This is a genomic window from Bacteroides caecicola, assembly GCF_023337095.1.
In the GTDB taxonomy this organism is placed as follows: domain Bacteria; phylum Bacteroidota; class Bacteroidia; order Bacteroidales; family Bacteroidaceae; genus Phocaeicola; species Phocaeicola gallinarum.
The window spans coordinates 111,466-127,233 of record NZ_JAMBLM010000008.1 but is presented as its reverse complement, the minus strand read 5'-3'; the positions used below and the strand labels follow the sequence as shown (position 1 = coordinate 127,233).

At 48.4% G+C, this 15,768-nt stretch carries 16 protein-coding genes; 14 read left to right on the top strand and 2 right to left on the bottom strand.

Annotated features, from left to right (window positions below):
• Positions 1-250 precede the first annotated feature (250 nt).
• From mnmA to bioD, 8 genes are all read left to right on the top strand, one after another.
• Positions 251-1,300: a tRNA 2-thiouridine(34) synthase MnmA gene (gene mnmA, locus M3085_RS09650; protein ID WP_204499414.1), complete on the top strand. Its 1,050-nt coding sequence runs from the start codon at positions 251-253 to the stop codon at positions 1,298-1,300.
• A gap of 77 nt (positions 1,301-1,377) precedes the next feature.
• A complete protein-coding gene (locus tag M3085_RS09645) occupies positions 1,378-1,830 on the top strand; it encodes a hypothetical protein (RefSeq protein ID WP_178256511.1) in 453 nt (150 codons plus the stop codon).
• Positions 1,831-1,841: 11 nt separating this feature from the next.
• A complete protein-coding gene (bioB, locus tag M3085_RS09640; RefSeq protein WP_249052887.1) occupies positions 1,842-2,807 on the top strand; it encodes a biotin synthase BioB in 966 nt (321 codons plus the stop codon).
• The gene (bioA, locus tag M3085_RS09635) at positions 2,797-4,101 is read left to right on the top strand and encodes an adenosylmethionine--8-amino-7-oxononanoate transaminase (protein WP_249052886.1); all 1,305 of its coding nucleotides are present in this window, start codon (positions 2,797-2,799) and stop codon (positions 4,099-4,101) included. Before bioB ends, bioA begins: the two co-directional genes overlap by 11 nt.
• Positions 4,098-5,246: an 8-amino-7-oxononanoate synthase gene (locus M3085_RS09630; RefSeq protein ID WP_249052885.1), complete on the top strand. Its 1,149-nt coding sequence runs from the start codon at positions 4,098-4,100 to the stop codon at positions 5,244-5,246. The genes bioA and M3085_RS09630 overlap by 4 nt, the downstream gene beginning before the upstream one ends.
• Before the next feature lie 5 nt (positions 5,247-5,251).
• Complete coding sequence (locus tag M3085_RS09625; protein WP_249052884.1) at positions 5,252-5,923, top strand: DUF452 family protein; 672 nt, start codon at positions 5,252-5,254, stop codon at positions 5,921-5,923.
• Positions 5,908-6,666, top strand: a complete 759-nt coding sequence (bioC, locus tag M3085_RS09620; RefSeq protein ID WP_249052883.1) for a malonyl-ACP O-methyltransferase BioC — start codon at positions 5,908-5,910, stop codon at positions 6,664-6,666. Before M3085_RS09625 ends, bioC begins: the two co-directional genes overlap by 16 nt.
• A complete protein-coding gene (bioD, locus tag M3085_RS09615; RefSeq protein WP_204499425.1) occupies positions 6,663-7,304 on the top strand; it encodes a dethiobiotin synthase in 642 nt (213 codons plus the stop codon). The genes bioC and bioD overlap by 4 nt, the downstream gene beginning before the upstream one ends.
• Positions 7,305-7,588: 284 nt before the next feature.
• On the opposite strand, the gene M3085_RS09610 is transcribed toward bioD, so the two are convergent.
• Both M3085_RS09610 and M3085_RS09605 read right to left on the bottom strand, forming a co-directional pair.
• Positions 7,589-8,851: a peptidase U32 family protein gene (locus M3085_RS09610; RefSeq protein ID WP_178256504.1), complete on the bottom strand. Its 1,263-nt coding sequence runs from the start codon at positions 8,849-8,851 to the stop codon at positions 7,589-7,591.
• 60 nt (positions 8,852-8,911) lie between these two features.
• Positions 8,912-10,192 carry a DUF2851 family protein gene (locus tag M3085_RS09605; protein ID WP_191710189.1) on the bottom strand — a complete coding sequence of 427 codons (1,281 nt, stop codon included), beginning with the start codon at positions 10,190-10,192 and terminating at the stop codon, positions 8,912-8,914.
• Between the two features lie 84 nt (positions 10,193-10,276).
• On the opposite strand from M3085_RS09605, the gene dapB reads away from it, so the two are divergent.
• The 6 genes from dapB (at position 10,277) to M3085_RS09575 (ending at position 15,766) form a co-directional block, all read left to right on the top strand.
• The gene (gene dapB, locus M3085_RS09600; RefSeq protein WP_249052882.1) at positions 10,277-11,032 is read left to right on the top strand and encodes a 4-hydroxy-tetrahydrodipicolinate reductase; all 756 of its coding nucleotides are present in this window, start codon (positions 10,277-10,279) and stop codon (positions 11,030-11,032) included.
• A 3-nt stretch (positions 11,033-11,035) separates the two neighbouring features.
• Positions 11,036-12,565, top strand: a complete 1,530-nt coding sequence (gene lepB, locus M3085_RS09595) for a signal peptidase I (protein ID WP_249052881.1) — start codon at positions 11,036-11,038, stop codon at positions 12,563-12,565.
• Positions 12,566-12,578: 13 nt separating this feature from the next.
• Complete coding sequence (lepB, locus tag M3085_RS09590) at positions 12,579-13,493, top strand: signal peptidase I (RefSeq protein ID WP_317239280.1); 915 nt, start codon at positions 12,579-12,581, stop codon at positions 13,491-13,493.
• A gap of 13 nt (positions 13,494-13,506) precedes the next feature.
• A complete protein-coding gene (locus M3085_RS09585; RefSeq protein WP_178256500.1) occupies positions 13,507-14,148 on the top strand; it encodes a WbqC family protein in 642 nt (213 codons plus the stop codon).
• Positions 14,149-14,220: 72 nt separating this feature from the next.
• Entirely contained in the window at positions 14,221-14,895 is a 675-nt protein-coding gene (locus tag M3085_RS09580) for a rhomboid family intramembrane serine protease (protein WP_178256499.1), read from the top strand.
• The gene (locus tag M3085_RS09575) at positions 14,876-15,766 is read left to right on the top strand and encodes a rhomboid family intramembrane serine protease (RefSeq protein ID WP_178256523.1); all 891 of its coding nucleotides are present in this window, start codon (positions 14,876-14,878) and stop codon (positions 15,764-15,766) included. Before M3085_RS09580 ends, M3085_RS09575 begins: the two co-directional genes overlap by 20 nt.
• Positions 15,767-15,768: the final 2 nt, after the last annotated feature.

Here is a 15,768-nt window from a genome sequence, read left to right as displayed (position 1 = left end):
CTCATCCATCAGGGTGGGGCAGCTTTTTTTATATAAAACTTTTCCTCCCGGAAAATTTTCTTTCCATCGGCATGGGATTGATTTCCCCTTGCCGACACATTTTATAACCCGGCATGGCGGGTCGTATAACTCACCGTGCCGGGTTATATAACCCACCATGCTGGGTTTTACGACTCGGCAAGGTGGGTTATAAATTTCGATAGGCGGCGAAACTGTTTTCTTTCCCGAAAAGTGCTATCTTTGCCGCGTGATGACAGAAAACAAAACAGTTTTATTGGGCATGAGTGGCGGAACAGACAGTTCGGTTGCCGCTCTGCTGCTTCAGGATGCCGGCTACGAGGTGACCGGCGTTACATTCCGGTTTTATGAAAAAGACGGTGATACGGAATACCTCGACGATGCGCGCGACCTTTGTAACCGTTTGGGGATTCGACATTTGGTACACGATGTGCGCGAAGTATTCGCCGAGCGCATCATCAGCTATTTCGTTCGCGAGTATATGGCAGGGCATACCCCCGTGCCTTGCACATTGTGCAACAATTACCTGAAGTGGCCTTTGCTGTCTCAAATAGCCGATCGCGAGGGCATTGCCCGGTTTGCCACGGGACATTACGTAAGGCGGCGGCTTATCGACGGTTACTGGCACATCACTGCGGGGGCAGACCCCGATAAAGACCAGTCGTTCTTTTTATGGGGACTTCCCCAGTCCATCCTGAGCCGGATGTTGCTGCCGATGGGCGAACTGACGAAAACACGAGTGCGTGAGTTGGCTGCCGAACGAGGCTTCTTGAAAGTAGCCCGTAAGCGCGACAGCTTGGGCGTATGCTTCTGCCCGATGGATTACCGTACGTTTCTGAGAGCTCGTGTTCCGGCGAGTGAAATCATTCCCGGCAGTTTTTACGACGAGCAAGGGAACTACCTCGGCAAGCATGAGGGCTATCCTTTTTACACCATCGGTCAACGCCGCGGTTTGGGCATCTATCTGAACAAAGCTCTGTTTGTGAAAGAGATTCTTCCCCAAGAAAACAAGGTTATCGTCAGCGACCGCTTGCAGTCGCTCGAAAAAACAGAAATGTATCTCACCGACTGGAACATTGTTAACCCCGCCGCGCTGTTGGGATGCGACGACGTAATCGTAAAAATACGCTACCGCAAGCAAGCCAACCGCTGTACGGTGACGCAGACTAACGACGGCAGACTGCACGTCCTCCTTCACGAACCGCTTGCCTCTATCGCTTCCGGTCAGGCAGCCGCCTTTTACCGCAACGATGTCGTGTTGGGAGGGGGGATTATCGTTTGATGAAATGAAATAAATCCCTTTCCATATCCGGCGATAGGATTATTTTTCATACATTTGCCGCAACCGAATTTGTAACCATGTATAAGAAACAGCCGTTTTATACCGTCCGTTCGATACGGTTCCGCCGATGGAGCCGCAAATCGTATGCTGCTTTTCTCAGCTTGAAGCGGCATGTCACGATAGGTTGTGTGGGGAAGAGTATCGCCGAGGCTTCGCTGCACAAGGGCGGCATGTTCCATGCGGAAAAAAATCAGGGCGCAAGCGGGTTGTACATTGGCAGCGACACGGGGTGCGAAGAACCCGATACAGGGGAAACGGATGTCCGGCTGTTGATGGGAGAACTATGCCCGCAGGTTACGTTGGTAATCGGTCCGGCGAAAGAATATGCGTATTCATTGGTAAAACATATCCGTAAGCACGCCGGTAATAACGGCATGTTTACGGGGATTCAGCGCAGGTTAATGCAGGCTTTTATTGACCGGGAAAAGGTTGGTGAAGCAGGCGTTAACCTGCGTTTTTTTATTCATTAAAAATAAAAGTTATGGAGAATCGTTTGAAAGAGCTGAAAGATAAAGTTTGTGCAGGCGGCAGCATATCGCTTGACGAGGCACGCTGGCTGATAGCAGACGCACCTTTCACGGAACTGTGCGATGCGGCGCACGAGGTAACCGAACGCTGTGCATCACGGATATTCGACCTATGTTCCATCATTAACGCCAAGTCGGGGCATTGTTCGGAGAACTGCAAATGGTGTGCCCAGTCAAGACATTACCGGACGAATGCAGAAACTTACGGTATCGTACCCGTAGAAGAATGTTTGCGCCACGCCCGTTATAACGAGCAACAGGGAGTGCGCCGCTTCTCGCTGGTTACAAGTGGCAGGCGTCCCACGGCAAAAGAAATAGACGTACTGTGCCGGCATTTCGCTCATCTGCGCGAACATTCCGGGATAAGCCTGTGCGCTTCGTTGGGCTTGGCGGATAAAGAACAGTTGGAACGGCTTCACCGGGCAGGCGTGGAACGCTATCACTGCAATCTGGAAACCGCTCCTTCATTCTTCCCTACGCTCTGTACGACCCATACTCAGGAGGAAAAAGTGGCCACCCTGAAGGCTGCACGCGAGGCGGGAATGGATATTTGCTGCGGCGGAATCATCGGGATGGGTGAGACTGCCGTACAGCGCGTGGAGTTTGCTTTCATGCTGCGTGAGCTGGAAGTGAAATCCATTCCCATAAACCTGCTGCAACCCATAGCAGGCACACCGCTGGAACATACCCCCGCACTGACTTCCGAAGAGATTGTTCGCACGGTGGCAATGTTCCGCTTTGTGAATCCGGATGCCTACCTTCGCTTTGCCGGCGGGCGTTCACAGATGGATGAAGAAACCCTCCGGCTCGCACTGCGGGTAGGGGTGAACGCTGCCATTGTGGGCGATTTGCTGACTACGCTCGGCTCGAATGTGGAAGAAGATGTGATACGAATAAAACAAGCTGGCTATGAACTTTGAACAGATGACCGATTCATTCGACAGGGAACACCTGTGGCATCCCTATACTTCTGCCACTCATCCGCTGCCTGCATACAAAGTGCGCCGTGCGGAGGGTTGCGTCATCACACTCGATGACGGTACGGAACTCATCGAAGGCATGTCGTCATGGTGGTGTGCCGTACACGGTTATAATCACCCCGTGCTGAATCATGCGATAGAAGAACAACTGAAAAGCGTGTCTCACGTCATGTTTGGCGGGTTGACCCATGCCCCTGCCATCGAACTGGGCAAACTGTTGCTCCGGATTGTTCCGCCCTCTATGCGGAAAATCTTCTATGCCGACAGCGGTTCGGTGGCAGTCGAAGTGGCTCTGAAGATGGCTGTTCAGTATCAGTACGCCAAAGGATGTCCCAAACGTACTAATTTTGTAACCATCCGCTCGGGTTATCACGGCGATACATGGAATGCCATGTCGGTATGCGACCCCGTCACCGGAATGCACAGTCTGTTCGGTACAGCCTTGCCGGTACGTCATTTCGTGCCTTCGCCTCAGAGCCGTTTCGGGGGAGAGTGGAACGAACAAGACGTTCTTCCGCTGAAAGAAACCATAGAGACTTACGAAGGCGAGCTTGCCGGACTTATCCTTGAACCCATCGTGCAGGGTGCCGGCGGGATGCGTTTCTACCATCCCCAATACTTGCGTGAAGCCGCCCGCCTGTGCCGGGAACACGGTTTGCTGCTGATATTCGATGAAATAGCCACCGGATTCGGACGAACCGGCAAGTTGTTTGCATGGGAACATGCGGGAGTAGAGCCGGATATAATGTGTATCGGTAAGGCATTGACCGGCGGATACATGACCTTTTCGGCGGTACTGACCACCGATGAAGTTGCTTGCCGTATCTCAGACAATTATCCGAATGCCTTTATGCACGGGCCTACCTTCATGGGGAATCCGCTGGCGTGTGCCGTGGCAAGGGCTTCGGTGGAACTGCTCTTGTCGTCGGGGTGGGAAGCGAATGTAAAGCGGATAGAAACGCAACTGAAAAACGAACTGGCTCCGGCTGCGGAGCTTCCCCAAGTGGCAGACGTACGTGTATTGGGAGCTATCGGAGTTATAGAAACTCGCAAGGAGGTGGACATGGCATGGATGCAGCGCAGGTTTGTGGAAGAAGGCGTATGGGTACGTCCGTTCGGCAGGTTGGTTTACATCATGCCGCCTTTTATTATCTCCGAAAGTCAGCTTACCAAGCTGACTTCTGCGCTGTTGAAGATTATACGTGAAATAAAAGAACAGAAACCTATCGGATGATGAACAGATACGAACAAGAGCTAAGTCGTTTGCAGGCTAAAGGCAATCTGCGTACGCTTCCCGAAATGGAACATTCCGGCAAATGGATAATAGCCGGAGGCAAAAAGTTACTGAATCTTTCTTCCAACGATTATTTGGGGTTGGCTGCCGATAAAGACTTGCGCCGTCGGTTCATGGAACAGTTGGATGAAGCGGATTTCTTATTCTCTTCCTCCTCCTCACGCCTGCTGACGGGGAATTATCCGGTATGCGAACGATTGGAAAGTTTGTTGGCACGCTTGTTTCAGACGGAAAGTGCGTTGACGTTCAGCAGTGGCTATCACCTGAATACCGGCATTCTGCCTGCTGTGAGCGATAACCATACGCTGATACTTGCCGACAAGCTGGTACACGCCAGTCTGATTGATGGCATCCGCTTGGTTTCGGCAGAGTATATCCGCTACCGGCATCAGGATTACGGACAGTTGGAGGCATTGGTAAGCAAGCATCATGCTGCCTACGAGCGCATCATCATCGTTACAGAGAGTATTTTCAGCATGGATGGCGATGTGACCGACCTCCGCCGATTGGTAGCAATCAAGAAAACATACCCTAACGTGATGCTTTATGTAGACGAAGCTCATGCCGTCGGGGTGCGTGGAGACAAAGGCTTAGGTGTAGCAGAAGAACAGAACTGTGTGTCGGACATTGATTTCTTATGCGGAACATTCGGCAAGGCAATGGCTTCGGTAGGAGCTTATGTGGTTTGCAGGAAAGAGTTGCGCGAGTTTTTGGTGAATCGGATGCGTACGTTTATCTTTACCACTGCGCTTCCGCCTGTCAATGTAGCTTGGACTTGTTTTATGTTCGAACGCTTGCCGTTGTGGAAAGAACGGCGTATGCACCTTGCAAGGATGGGGCAGCGTTTGCGGAACGCATTGGCGGAACAAGGTATTCCGTGTGTTTCCGGCAGCCATATCGTGCCGCTTGTTGTGGGCGATAGTGCGGATGCCATTCTGAAGGCGGAGGCGTTGAGGCGGAAAGGCTTCTATGTGTTGCCCGTCCGCCCGCCCACAGTCCCCGAAGGCACTTCCCGCTTGCGTTTCTCGTTACGGGCGGACATAGACGAAAGCGAATTGAATGAATTGATAACCTGTTTGCGTTAAAAACGATGGAACAACGATTTTTGAAAAAAGAAAATAATCCTCACCTTTTGTTGTTTTTTGCCGGATGGGGAGCAGACGAACACTTGTTTAATCTTTCCGTTGCCGAAGGATATGACTACCTACTGTGTTTCGATTATCGGTCGCTTACGTTCGATTACACACTGCTGGCTGGTTATCGTTCCATTCGCCTGCTGGCATGGTCAATGGGCGTATGGGCTGCATCGCAAGTATTTGGCGGGAAAAACTTTCCGTGGGAGCGGCGAATCGCGGTAAACGGTACGCCGTTGCCGATAGACGATAACTTGGGCATCCCGGAAGCTGTATTTGCAGGAACGCTGAATAACTTCTCGGAGTCTACGTTGGTGCGATTCCGTAGGCGGATGTGCGGAACGGCAGCCGAGGTAAAACGCTTCTTGGCACACGAGCCTTACCGGAGCGTAGAAAGTTTACACGAGGAGTTATCCGTTTTACAAACGATGGTGAGACAGTCGCAGGAGTCGGCGTTTGGCTGGGATGAGGCTGTGGTAGGGGGTAACGATAAGATATTCCTGCCCGGCAATCAGCAACGCTATTGGCTGGGAAAGGCAACCGTCAGGATGCGCGATATGGAGCATTATGACGATGATTTCTTTGCCGCTTGCATCGGTGGAAAGGAGGCGATATGGACAAAGGACTGATTCGCAGACGTTTCGCTCGTGCGGCTTCCACTTATTCGGAACGGGCGGATGCCCAGCGCCGGATTGCCGAACAGATGACGCGGCTTATCGTGCGCTACGTACCCCGTTCGGCTTACCGCAACGTGTTGGAAGTGGGATGCGGTACGGGAGTCTTTACACGGATGTTGCTTCATCGTACGCATCCTTCCCGCCTGTGGCTGAATGACATTTGTCCGGAGATGGAAAACCGCCTGACCGACGTATTGAATGAGCGGATTCGCTTTTGTGCCGGTGATGCGGAACAGATGGATTTTCCCGGGAATCAGGGACTGATAGCTTCTTGTTCTGCTGTCCAATGGTTTGATTCGCCTGAACGGTTTTTCCACCGGTGTTCCGACTTACTGACGGACAACGGTTACTTTTCGTTCAGCACATTTGGCAAGCAGAATCTCTGCGAAGTGGCTTCCATCACGGGAAACGCATTGGAGTATCGTTCGCTGGAGGAACTGAAAGATACCCTCCGCCCGCACTATGAATTGCTGCACGTCAGCGAAGAGCTGATTCATCTTTCCTTCCCGTCGCCATTAGACGTCTTGAAACATTTGCAGGCTACGGGCGTAACGGGAGTAGGTTCGCAGCGGTGGACCAAAGGAATGTTGACCGATTTCTGCGACCGTTATTCGGCTGCCTATCGTCTGCCCGACCGCAACGTCCGGCTTACTTATCATCCTATTTATATCATTGCTAAAAAGATTGCATCATGAAAAAGACTGTTTATTTTGTAAGTGGTATCGATACCAATATCGGCAAAAGTTATGCTACGGGGTATCTGGCACGGGAATGGAACCGGCAGGGCATCCGTACCATTACTCAGAAATTTATCCAGACCGGGAATGTGGAAATCTCGGAAGACATCGAACTTCACCGCCGGATTATGGGAACCGGACTGTTGGAGGCAGATTATCAACACCTTACCATGCCCGAAATCTTTACCTATCCTTGTTCGCCGCATCTGGCTGCCGAGATAGACCGTCGGGCTATCGACTTTGCGAAGATAGAGCGTGCTTCCGAAGAGTTATTGACACAATACGATGCCGTATTGCTGGAGGGGGCAGGCGGACTGATGGTTCCGCTGACGCGCGATTTGCTTACCATCGACTACGTTGCCCGGAAAAACTACCCGCTGATACTGGTCACTTCAGGCAGGTTGGGCAGTATCAACCACACATTGCTCAGCCTTGAGGCGATACAGCGTCGCGGAATCCGCCTTGATGCAGTAATGTACAATCTGTATCCGCAGGAAGAAGACAAAGTTATCCAAACCGATACGGAAGACTATATTCGTACCTATCTGAAGAAGAATTTTCCGGACACAAAATTCGAGCGTGTTCCTTGCCTGTAAATGGCTTGCGGAAGGGCTAAAAAATTCTATTCGGAGCGTTGACCAACGCTCCGAATAGAATTGAGTCACTTATCCGCATAAAGATAAGAACGCAAGCGGTAGCGTTTGGGTAAATAATTTTGGATGTCTATCTGTTTGTTTATCAATGGATTATGAGACTGTTTCAATTTACGTTGAAATAGCCTCATAAGTTAGGTAAGATTACGGCTTGCGTAAGGTAACTCTTGCGGTAGAAATCCGGCGGTTGTCAGATTCGGTTGGAAAAGAAAAGAGAAAAGCTGGGTTTATTTGTGTTTCAGCTCCTCGGCAGGTACTACCCGATACAGCTTGTCGCTGGGACGAATACGCGATGGTACTTTGAAGGAAACGTGCACTCCTTTCTTTACCACATCTACGGGCTTCAGGTTTACCCGTGCTTCTTCTAATGTTACGTACATGGCACCCGTAGTAGGACCTGTTATCAACAGTTTGTCGCCTACTTTGATTTCGGTGGCTTCGATTAGAAATTCTGCAACGCCGATGTTTGAAAAATATTTGATGCCCCGTCCGGCATATACCTTGCGTTCCGTGGCTTCCGAACCGTAGTTCTTGCTCCACTCGCCGAGGCGTTGCCCCAAATAATAGCCGTTCCAGAATCCGCGGTTGAATACCGTTTTCAGGCGCGTATCCCAGTTGTCTTTCTTTTCTTCGGTGAAAGTTCCGTCGAGATACGACCGGATGGCTTCTTTGTAACATTCTACCACGGTTTTTACGTACTCAGGCCCGCGTGCGCGTCCTTCTATCTTGAACACCCGAACGCCTGCTTCAATCATCTCGTCCATGAAACGGATGGTTTTCAGGTCTTTGGGCGACATGATGTATTTGTTATCCACTTCTAATTCGATGTCGCTCTCTTTATCTTTTACGATGTATGAACGGCGGCACACCTGCATACAGGCACCCCGGTTGGCAGAGGCGTTCAGCTCGTTGAGGCTGAGGTAGCATTTGCCGGATACTGCCATGCACAACGCTCCGTGGCAGAACATTTCGATGCGTACCGGCTCGCCCATCGGACCTTTGATTTGTTCACGCTGGATGGTGTCGTAGATGGCACGAACCTGTTTCAGGTTCAGCTCACGCGCCAGTACCACCACGTCGGCAAAGCGTGCATAAAATTTCAGTGCTTCGGCATTGCTGATGTTCAGCTGCGTAGACAGATGCACTTCCTGACCCACTTGGTTGCAGTAAGCCATTACAGCTACGTCGGCAGCAATTACTGCGCTGATATTCGCTTCTTTGGCTGCGTCTACAATCTTGCGCATCAGCTCAATGTCTTCATCGTAGATAATCGTATTGATGGTGAGATAGCTTTTTACGTCGTTTTCGGCGCATGTTTGGGCTATTTCTTTTAAATCGTCGATAGTAAATGTGCTTGCCGAGCGGGCACGCATGTTCAGGCTCTCGATGCCGAAATAGATAGAGTCTGCTCCGGCATGGATGGCGGCAGCCAACGACTCGCGCGAACCGACCGGAGCCATGATTTCAAAGTCTTTTATTGAATAGTTCATTGTTAGTAAGTTGATTTCGGATGCAAAGTTAGTGAAGTTTATCGAGAACAACTCTGTTCGTCAGCCGTTTTGTGGGACTTTGCTTTTAAAATACTCGTATCCGATGCGGCAATAAAGACATTTCTTCGGGTCGCAGTAATTCTTTTTCAGTTGGATGAGCGCTTGACTGTCTCCTGCATGGGCAGCCTCCAAGCCACATTCTTTCCATAGCCGGATGATGTAATTATTTTCGGGTTTCAATTCTTCCAACAAAGCCGAAGCCCGGTTATACAGGCGTTCGTCTCCTTTATATTTTCCGTAAGCATACAGAAACGGAATCACCGTATTGATAATGATTAAATCGACGGATGACTGGCTGAGTGTCTTAGGGCGCGAAGGCGAAGTTTCGCCAAACACATAATGAGTTAACCAGTAAATCGAAGTACCCCCTTTCAGCATATCCCGCAATTCTTTCAGCGTTTGCATCTCCATTAATCGGGAAAATAATCCTTGCGAGCGGTGGTACAGGCAAGCTAATTGGGCGATGCGGACGTGCGGAAAATTTCCCGGACGCATACGCAGCAGTTTCCAGCGGCAGCTTTCGGTGAGGTGCAAGTTAAATTTGTGGCTCAAAAATTGATATTCTTTGATGAGTTGCGCTGTATATTCATCCCTCGGCGGGTCTTCGAGTAATCCGGCTTGTCCGAAAAAGAAAGCCTCTATCTGAAACAAACTGTCGCGATGTTTCCCCACGGCTTGCAAAGGTATGGTTTTTGCCCAAAGTTCGAAAGCATCATTGTTTACGCCGAAGCCGAAATTTCGGGCAAGCGTGACGAAAAAAGCATCTTCCCAATTCTGGTTACAGATGTTTAACCGTTGGTAAATCTGTTCGGTCTTCTGTTCGAAGCGTTCGGTTTGCAGGCTGGATAGAAAACTGTGGACCATGAGCGGTGGAAGGTGAGGTATCAGACGGTAACACGCCGGATAATGAGTGGTTTGAAGCAACTCATTATAATTGTCCGATAACTGAGGCGGGTAATGAAACTCCAGTTGCGGTATCGGTTTGCCGTCTGTACGGAAAGTAGGAGAGTCGGTGCAGGACACCACATGCAGAATCACCGAATCGTAAGCCTTGTCAGTTTGGTGATTATGGCGTTGCCAGTCTGAAGCCCGTTCGTGAATTTCAATGTTTCCCACCCATAGAATGCCGTTCAGCTTGATTTTTGCATTGAAAAAATCCGGTCCCGAATTCGGATTCGGCAACCCCGGGTCGATAATTTCCACCAACTGCCCGTCGGTAGTATAAAGAGGATTAAGCGGGAACATTTTATGTTTCCACGCATAATGTAAGAGCTGTTCCATTGTTAATGAAGATGTAAATGTTTGTCAAAAGTAATGATTAATAGCGAAAAACGTTATCTTTGCGATTAAATTTAGCGACAGATTATGAAAATAGCATTGATTGGATATGGAAAAATGGGGAAGGAAATCGAACAGATTGCGCTTTCCCGCGGGCATGAGATTGTTTGTGTGATTGACATAAATAACCGTCAGGACTTCGACTCAGATGCATTCCGTTCGGCAGACGTGGCAATCGAGTTTACGGCTCCCTCTGTGGCATACGGTAACTGCATGGAAGCTTTCCGTCAGGGCGTGAAAGTGGTTTCGGGCAGCACCGGATGGATGGGCGAGCATGGCGATGAAATGCGCCGTTTGTGTGAGATGGAAGGGAAAACGCTGTTTTGGGCATCTAACTTCAGCTTGGGTGTTGCCATTTTCTCTGCCGTAAACAAGTATCTGGCAAAGATTATGAACGATTTCCCGAACTACGAGGTGTCGATGGTAGAAACTCACCACGTACATAAACTGGATGCCCCCAGCGGCACGGCTATCACACTTGCCGAGGGAATTCTGGAGAATATCGACCGAAAAGACAAATGGGTGATGGGTACGCTGACTGCCCCCGACGGTACGGTGAGCGGTACAACCCAGTGTGCTCCCAACGAATTGCCGGTGAGTGCTATCCGTCGCGGAGAAGTCCCCGGAATCCATACTATAAAATACGAATCGGAAGCCGATTCGATAGTGATTACTCACGATGCGAAAAACCGAAAAGGATTTGCGTTGGGAGCTGTGTTGGCAGCAGAATACACCGCTACGCACACAGGTTTTTTAGGGATGAATGACTTATTTCATTTTTAAGATATGAAGATAGAAGCTTCGCGTAAACAGTGGATAAAGTTAAGCATCGTAATGGTGCTTTACCTGTTATTCCTACTTTGGTTGAAAAGCTGGTTGGGGCTGATTGTTGTTCCGTTTATCTTCGATGCTTATATCACGAAAAAAATTCCGTGGACGTGGTGGAAGAAATCGAAAAATAAAACAGTGCTCACTGTTATGGGATGGGTTGACGCCATTGTGTTCGCATTGGTGGCTGTTTATTTTGTCAACCTTTACTTCTTTCAAAACTATGTGATTCCATCTTCTTCGCTCGAAAAATCGTTGCTGGTGGGCGATTACTTGTTTGTCAGCAAGATGAGTTATGGAGCACGTATTCCGCAAACACCGCTTCACATGCCGTTGACACAACATACGTTGCCAATCCTAAATTGCAAATCGTATCTCGATTATCCGCATTGGGACTATAAGCGTGTGGAAGGACTGGGTGAAGTAAAGCTGAACGATATTGTGGTATTCAATTTCCCGGCAGGCGACAGTGTGGCAGCTAAAGCACAAGCGGAAGGATTATACCAACTGGCATATCCCATTGGTCAGAGTATTTCTCAGCCTGTAGACCTTTCGAAATTGACACCGGAGCAACAGCTTCAGGCGTATGATTTCTATTATCATACCGGTATACAATATATAAAAGAACATCCGGAAGATTTCGGGGAAATCCTGTCTCGTCCGGTAGACAGAAGGGAAAACTACGTAAAACGCTGCGTCGGACTGCCCGGACAAACACTTCAGATTAAAGATAAGATTGTTTATTTAGACGGTCGGCCCAATAAAGAACCTGATAACGTACAGTATCGATACGATGTGAAATTCAAACATTGTCGTGCCGAGTTGTGGACTTCTTTATTCTGCGTTAATAGCGTAGGCAGCGGATATACTTTGCAGCCGGGACGTACGATGGCTGATATTACGGCTTATATTGGAATACCTGAAGAAATCATTGATGAATTTAACATCAGTGCCGATGATTTGTCGGGAACACCTTCGCAGGATGGTGTGATACGTATGCCTCTTACCGAGGGTGCCAAGCAAGCACTACTTGCGCGGAAAGACATTGTTGTTTCTATCACAGATGTTCCGAGTGATAATATGGGCGGATTGTATCCTATGAATAAATTAACCGGTTGGACGGTAGATAATTACGGCCCGGTATGGATACCCAAGAAAGGGGAGACCATTGATTTGACATTAGATAACTTGCCTGTTTATGAACGTCCTATCCGTAATTATGAAGGAAATACGTTGGCTGTAAAAGACGGAAAGATTTACATTAACGGCAAAGAAACAACGAAATACACCTTTAAGATGGACTATTACTGGATGATGGGCGACAATCGGCATAACTCTGCCGACTCTCGTTTTTGGGGATTTGTGCCCGAAGACCATATTGTAGGTAAGCCCATCTTTATCTGGCTGTCGCTCGACCAAGACCGTGGATGGTTGGACGGCAAGATTCGTTGGGACCGTTTGTTCCGATTCGTGGATTCGATAAAATAATGATTGTTAACCGGTGGAAAACAGACGCTGGACGGTATGGCTGAAAGCAATAGGCGGGGCGATTGTCGCGGTATTGCTGGTTAGAATGTTCCTTATCACTTCTTGCGTAATTCCTTCTTCGGGTATGGAAAACAGCTTATACGAAGGCGAAGGAGTATTGGTGAATAAATGGAGCTACGGTCTGCGTATGCCTTTTCCGTCTGTTTTCGGATACCATCGGTTGGCGGAATCTCCGGTAAAGCGGGGAGATATTATTCTGTTCAATAACCCCAATCCTACGGATAAAACGATACGCATCGAGCAGAGAAAACTGTTTATAAGCCGATGTATCGGTGTATCGGGTGATACGCTGATGCTGAACCGTGAACTGATGGACGTGAAAAGCGAGGTTTTGAGTCCGGATAGTAAAGCGCTGTATGTTTATCCTTCAGCGGCAGAAGATACGGTATTGGCTGTGCTTGATTCGTTAGGGATAACCGGAAATGTACTTGCCGGATATACTCCCGAAGGGAAATACATCCGCAGCTTCAGCCATTATGAATATTACCTTATCCGTCAGAAATTAGAAGGGAAGGTGAAGATAGCCCGGCTGGACGAGAAAAACGAACAGGAAGTCCACCCGTTTATCGTGCCTCGTGAGAATGTGCCGGTAAAAGTTTACCCGTGGAATGTAACGCTGCTTTGTAATATCATAATTAATCACGAACATCGGCAGGCAGAAGTCCGTCGTGATACACTTTGGGTAGAAGGTAAGCCGGTGTCTGCTTATACGTTCAGTAAAAATTATTATTGGGTAGCTTCGAACGACCCGGTGAACTTACAGGATTCACGCCTTTTTGGTTTCGTGCCCGAAGACCATGTGATTGGTAAGGCATGGCGCATTTGGCTGACCTCACGCAAAGGACGCTTCTTTCGGCGTGTGCAATAAATACAAGTAAAAGATGAATGGTAAACAAGTAATATTAAGTTCTGCATATTTAGCTCCGATAGAATATTATACAAAACTGCTCGCTTACGATACGGCATATATTGAGCGTTACGACCATTATATGAAACAAACCTTCCGTAACCGTTGTGTCATAGCATCGGCAGGTGGAGCTTTGGCATTGACGATTCCTACGGAAAAGAGCGACGAAGGGAAGTGTTTGATGAAAGATATCCGGATTTCCGACCACGGGAATTGGCGGCATGTACATTGGAATGCTTTTGTAGCAGGATATAAGCATAGTCCTTTCTTCGATTATTATGCCGATGAGTTTCGGGGATTCTTCGAACGGAAATATACGTTTCTGTTCGATTTCAACATGGAACTGTGTCAATGGGTGTGCGAACAGATAGACATGCAGCCCCGTCTTGTTCCAACTTCCGATTACCTGACCGCTCCGGAGGGAATGGACGATTTCAGAGAACGTATTCATCCCAAACATCCGTATGCCGAAACAGATCCCGATTTTGTTCCAGCGGTTTATTATCAGGTGTTTGACCAGAAACAAGGTTTTATCCCCAATTTGAGCATTGCTGATTTACTGTTCAATATGGGGCCGGAAAGTCTTATCGTACTTCATTCTTCATATAATTGTTAATTCTTTCTCCTTCGTTCTGCGTTCTTCATTTTAATATTGTACCTTTGCGACTGATTATCAACGATAGAAAATATGAATAATTTACCAACCGTAACCAAAAACTTACTTATTATTAACCTGTTGTGTTTTTTAGGCACAATAGTGGCACGGCGATATGGGATAGATGTGGAGAATATGTTGGGACTCCACTTCTTTTTAGCATCCGACTTTAATCTGGCGCAGTTCTTCACTTATATGTTTATGCACGCCAACTTCTCGCACATATTCTTTAATATGTTTGCGGTATGGATGTTCGGGCGCGTACTGGAGCAGGTATGGGGACCGAAACGTTTTCTTACTTACTACTTGGTTTGCGGAATCGGAGCAGGTGTGATACAAGAGCTGGTGCAATTCATCGAATATACGATGGTATGGTCGAATTACGAGAGCGTAAACACCGGTCTCGATATCATTCCGATGAGTGTATTCTTAAACGAACTGACTACCGTCGGTGCGTCGGGAGCCGTGTATGGCATTCTGCTGGCTTTCGGTATGTTGTTTCCCAATAGTCAGATGTTTGTTTTCCCGATACCCGTCCCAATAAAAGCCAAATACTTTGTTATCGGTTACGCGGCGCTTGAGCTGGTTCTGGGTATCACAGGAGGCGATGGCGTAGCTCATTTCGCCCATTTGGGAGGCATGTTGTTCGGACTGATATTCATTATATATTGGAGGAAGAAAAATGGCGGTGGGCAGATTTATTACTGATTTGAAAGAAAATTTCCGCCGGGGCGATATTGTCACCCAGTTACTTTATATCAATGTGGCGGTTTTTCTTGTAATGGCAATCGTCAATGTAGGGTTGCTTCTCTTTAATGCCGGTGCGCGAGAGTGGGAAAGCTATTTCGCACTCACGGCTTCGCCCGAACGTTTTATCCTCCAGCCGTGGTCGCTTTTCACTTACATGTTCATGCACGGCGGCATCCTGCATATTCTTTTCAATATGCTGTGGCTGTATTGGTTCGGACGTTTGTTCTTGAACTTTTTTTCGGCAAAACACCTGCGCGGACTTTACGTTCTGGGCGGAATTTGCGGCGGATTGCTCTATATTCTGGCATATAATGTGTTCCCTTACTTTGCCCCGTTTGTTGAGCGTTCGATGTTGGTGGGAGCTTCCGCCTCTATCTTGGCGATAGTGATTGCCACTGCCGTACGTGAGCCTAACTATCCGGTGCAATTTATGTTTATAGGAACGGTAAAACTGAAGTATGTGGCATTATTCATGGTGGTACTCGATTTGCTGTTCATGCCTTCCGGAAATGCAGGCGGACACATCGCTCATTTGGGGGGAGCATTGGCAGGATGGTGGTTTGCAGCAAGCCTGTCAAGCGGACATGATGTAACGAAATGGATAAACCGGGTGTTGGACTTCTTGTCGGGCAACGTGAAATTCTCATCCCGCAAGCCCAAGATGAAAGTACATTATGGCGACAAGCAAAAAGATTATGATTTTAATGCCCGTAAAAAAGAGCGGGCAGAAGAAGTCGACCGTATTTTGGATAAACTGCGTAAGTCGGGATATGGAAGTTTGACCGAGGAAGAAAAAAAACGACTCTTCGATGCCAGTAAAAAGCAGTAGGC

Coding starts and splice junctions, on each gene's coding strand:
- mnmA (WP_204499414.1), top strand. CDS start 251: ATGACAGAAAACAAAACAGTTTTATTGGGCATGAGTGGCGGAACAGAC.
- M3085_RS09645 (WP_178256511.1), top strand. CDS start 1,378: ATGTATAAGAAACAGCCGTTTTATACCGTCCGTTCGATACGGTTCCGC.
- bioB (WP_249052887.1), top strand. CDS start 1,842: ATGGAGAATCGTTTGAAAGAGCTGAAAGATAAAGTTTGTGCAGGCGGC.
- bioA (WP_249052886.1), top strand. CDS start 2,797: ATGAACTTTGAACAGATGACCGATTCATTCGACAGGGAACACCTGTGG.
- M3085_RS09630 (WP_249052885.1), top strand. CDS start 4,098: ATGATGAACAGATACGAACAAGAGCTAAGTCGTTTGCAGGCTAAAGGC.
- M3085_RS09625 (WP_249052884.1), top strand. CDS start 5,252: ATGGAACAACGATTTTTGAAAAAAGAAAATAATCCTCACCTTTTGTTG.
- bioC (WP_249052883.1), top strand. CDS start 5,908: ATGGACAAAGGACTGATTCGCAGACGTTTCGCTCGTGCGGCTTCCACT.
- bioD (WP_204499425.1), top strand. CDS start 6,663: ATGAAAAAGACTGTTTATTTTGTAAGTGGTATCGATACCAATATCGGC.
- M3085_RS09610 (WP_178256504.1), bottom strand. CDS start 8,851: ATGAACTATTCAATAAAAGACTTTGAAATCATGGCTCCGGTCGGTTCG.
- M3085_RS09605 (WP_191710189.1), bottom strand. CDS start 10,192: ATGGAACAGCTCTTACATTATGCGTGGAAACATAAAATGTTCCCGCTT.
- dapB (WP_249052882.1), top strand. CDS start 10,277: ATGAAAATAGCATTGATTGGATATGGAAAAATGGGGAAGGAAATCGAA.
- lepB (WP_249052881.1), top strand. CDS start 11,036: ATGAAGATAGAAGCTTCGCGTAAACAGTGGATAAAGTTAAGCATCGTA.
- M3085_RS09585 (WP_178256500.1), top strand. CDS start 13,507: ATGAATGGTAAACAAGTAATATTAAGTTCTGCATATTTAGCTCCGATA.
- M3085_RS09580 (WP_178256499.1), top strand. CDS start 14,221: ATGAATAATTTACCAACCGTAACCAAAAACTTACTTATTATTAACCTG.